General features: G+C 69.7%; 1 protein-coding gene. It reads left to right on the forward strand.

Annotated elements, in window-relative coordinates; genetic code table 11:
* Window positions 1-864 (forward strand): EAL domain-containing protein (locus CVM52_RS25830; RefSeq protein WP_133120012.1); only part of this gene is annotated, 864 nt, incomplete at its 5' end.
* Window positions 865-1,299: the final 435 nt, after the last annotated feature.

A 1,299-nucleotide genomic window follows, 5' to 3' on the forward strand; every position in this document is an offset into this window, starting at 1 on the left:
CCGGCGTCGATCCGCGCCTATGCGCCCGGCCAGCACCGCCGCGCCGCCACCCGCAGCAGCCTGCGCCACGATGTGGCGACGGCGCTGGAGAACGGCCAGATCCTCGCCCATTTCCAGCCGCAGCTCAGCACCGAGACCGGCGCGCTGACGGGCTGGGAGGCGCTGGCGCGCTGGAACCACCCCGACCACGGCATCATCGCCCCCGCCGAGTTCCTGCAGGTGATCGAGGACGCGGACCAGATGCAGCGGCTGGGCCAGGTGATGCTGACCCAGGCGCTGACCGCGCTGGCCGCCTGGGACAGCGCCGGGCTGAACGTACCCGCTGTCTCGGTCAATTTTTCACCCGGCGAATTGTCGGCCCCCGACCTGCCCGACCGCGTCGCCTGGGAACTGGAACGGCACGGAATCGCCCCCGAACGGCTGGTGGCCGAGATCCTGGAAACCGTGGTCGCCCGCAGCCCCGATGATGTGACCACCCGCACCATCCGCGCCCTGCACCGGCTCGGCTGCCGCATCGACTTGGACGATTTCGGCGTCGGGCAGGCCTCGATTGCCGCGATCCGCCGTTTCGGCATCCACCGCATCAAGATCGACCGCGGTTTCGTGCTGAAGGCCGACCAGGACCCGGAACAGCAAAAGATGATCGCGGCCATCCTGACCATGGCCGAACGGCTGGAGGTGGCGACGCTGGCCGAAGGCGTCGAGACGCCGGGCGAATATGCCCTGCTGTCGCAGCTTGGCTGCGGCTATGTGCAGGGCTTTGCCATCGCCCAGCCGATGCCCTTCGAGGCCACGCTGGACTGGATCGCCGCGCATAAGCAACGCGAAGTCGCAACACCGGCAATCGGGCGGCGCCGGGGATAAGCGGCAACTGGAGGTGTTCGGCGATCGCAGGCGTGCGGCCCGCACCGAACTGCGGCGATACCGTCGGTTCTGCCGCGCGATCTCGTGCCACCGGGCATCCGGATGCACCAGGGGAAAGCGGCAATGCAGTGGCTGAGGGCCTGCAGCCTCTGCGACGGCAAAGGCGTGAACCGCCGGAGCAGCCGCCAGATCTCGTGCCACCGGCCATCTGGATGCACCAGGGGAATAGACAGAAGGGTGGCAATCGAGGGCGCTGCCGATGGCAGGCGGGCCGGTGCCCCGCGCTCCGGAAAAAACATCGGCGGCCCATCTAGCGCGCCGCCAACCGGTCGCTTCCGATCCCATGCGCGGCGGGCGGTTCCGCCGCCCGGCGCTCAGACCTCCAGCCGCAGCAGCGCCCGCGCCTCCTGCCACAGCGCGGTGGTCAGGTCCGCC

Origin of the sequence: Pseudooceanicola lipolyticus (genome assembly GCF_002786325.1) — a bacterium.
Lineage (GTDB): Bacteria > Pseudomonadota > Alphaproteobacteria > Rhodobacterales > Rhodobacteraceae > Pseudooceanicola_C > Pseudooceanicola_C lipolyticus.